Here is a 2,209-nt window from a genome sequence, read left to right as displayed (position 1 = left end):
ACGAGCACTCGCTCACAGTCGCAGGCAACGGCCCCGTCCTGCTGCAGGATGCCTACCTGATCGAGAAGCTGGCCCACTTCGTCCGCGAGCGCATCCCCGATCGCGTGTACCACGTCAAGGGCGGCGGCGCCTTCGGCTACTTCGAGGTGACCGCCGATGTCACCGAGTGGACCAAGGCCGCCTTCCTCAACAAAGTTGGCAAGCGCACTCCGTTGTTCCTGCGCTTTTCGATCGTGGCCGCCGACGAGGGCGCCCCCGACACGGACCGCGACGTGCGTGGCGTCGCCGTCAAGTTCTACACCGAGGAGGGCAACTACGACATCGTCGGCAACAACACGCCGATTTTCTTCGTACGCGACCCGATGAAGTTCCCCGACTTCATTCACTCGCAGTTGCGTCTGCCCGACACCGGCATGCGCAGCAATAACATGCAGTGGGACTTCTGGACGCTCTCGCCCGAGTCGGCCCACCAGGTCACCTACCTGATGAGCGACCGCGGCACACCGCGCACCTGGCGCAACATGAACTTCTACGCCAGCGACACGTACATGTGGGAGAACGCCGGCGGCAAGAAGTTCTGGGTCAAGTACCACTTCAAGACCGAGCAGGGCGTCCAAAACTTCACCGACGCCGAGGCCAAGGCCATGTTCGTTGAGGACCTTGACTACCACCGGCGCGACCTGCGGGAGGCGATCGCCCGCAAGGACTACCCGGCTTGGCGCCTCGAGATGCAGATCATGCCGTTCGAGGATGCGGCCAAGTACCGCTTCAACCCCTTCGACGTGACCAAGGTCTGGCCGCACAAGGACTACCCGCTAATCCCGATCGGTCGGCTGGTGCTCGACCGCAATCCCGATAACTTCTTCGCCCAGGTCACGCAGGTCGCGTTCGAGGTGTCGAACTTTGTGCCGGGCATCGGGCCCAGCCCGGACCGGATGGTGCTGGGGCGGATGTTCGCCTACGGCGACTCGGCCCGCTATCGCAACGGCCCGAACTATATGCAGTTGCCGGTCAACCGCCCACTCAACGAGGTGCACAACTACAACAAGGACGGCCCGATGTGCTACCACCACAATGGGAACCGGCCGGTCTACGCGCCCAACAGCTATGGCGGCCCCAAGGCCGATCCGCAGCGCTACCGCGATCCGAGCTGGTTTGTGGAGCGCGCCGAGATCATGCGCACCGCGTACGAGGCGCACCAGGACGACAACGACTTCATCCAGCCCGGCACGCTCTACCGGCAGGTGATGACGCCGACCGATCGGGACCATCTAGTCGCCAACATCGTCGGGCATCTAAGCCAAGGTGTGGAGCGCTTCATCCAGGAGCGCGCGGTCAACGACTACTGGACGCAAGTGGATCCCGACCTCCGCGCCCGCGTTGCCCAAGGCCTGGGCCTGGGGACTCCGCAGCGAAGCAGGCAGTAGCACAGGCAATCCGCTGGCGGCGCCCGAGCAAGTGCTGTCACCCGGATGCCGCAAAACGTGGGAGACGGTAGGAGGCACCGACCAGAACAAGTCAACACCAGTCGGCGGGCACCTGAAACTACCGCTGACCTGCATCAACAGTGAGTGCCCCCGGCAGGATTCGAACCTGCGACACCGGCTTTAGGAGAGCCTGCAAGCTCACCTAGTCGTGGACTCGAAAGGTGTTGTGAACTAGCGATATAACGCCATCCGGCACCATCGAATACCACGGCGTGTCGCGGATTCACCGACCAAGCACCGACCACAGATGGCCGCTCGATTCTGGGCTTGGTAACGAGCCAAGGCCACGCGGTTCGATCATTCGTAGGGCTGGAAGTGCTTGACTATCGTCGCACATCAGTCAGTTCCGAAAGGTCCCGGAATGAGGTTTCCGTGGGTCGATTTTCCGCGGGCAATTGAGCCCCTGCGCCGGCGGGCACTCAAAAAGAATCCACCCCGGTAGGGACCAGCCGCTTTGAAGTTCGGTTGATTTCGGCGGTGCCACGACACCGTCGCGCATGGACAGCGGCACGGAACGACGTCGACGACAGCCACGAAGATAGCTAGTTTGTTCTCGCGCGGCTGGTGGTCGCTGGCGGCTTTAGCTTCGCGCCGCGGATGCTAACTACTTCGACCTGAAAAACCCTTGATCGGTGCGGCGCTTGTAGGTGAAGTTGTTGATTGGGTGTACCCGGCGGTGTGCGGTGGTCGTTTCAGGCGGCGAGGGTGCCGATCTTGACGAG

1 protein-coding gene is annotated in these 2,209 nt (G+C 62.5%); it reads left to right on the top strand.

The genetic code is table 11. The features are described 5' to 3' along the window. Positions 1 to 1,427 (top strand): catalase (locus WAN02_RS23345; protein WP_422266836.1); only part of this gene is annotated, 1,427 nt, incomplete at its 5' end. Between the last annotated feature and the right edge of the window lie 782 nt (positions 1,428 to 2,209).

Source organism: Mycobacterium sp. (assembly GCF_049281135.1).
In the GTDB taxonomy this organism is placed as follows: domain Bacteria; phylum Actinomycetota; class Actinomycetes; order Mycobacteriales; family Mycobacteriaceae; genus Mycobacterium.
Note: the sequence above shows the minus strand (reverse complement) of the source record. Positions and strands in the feature narration are given on the sequence as shown.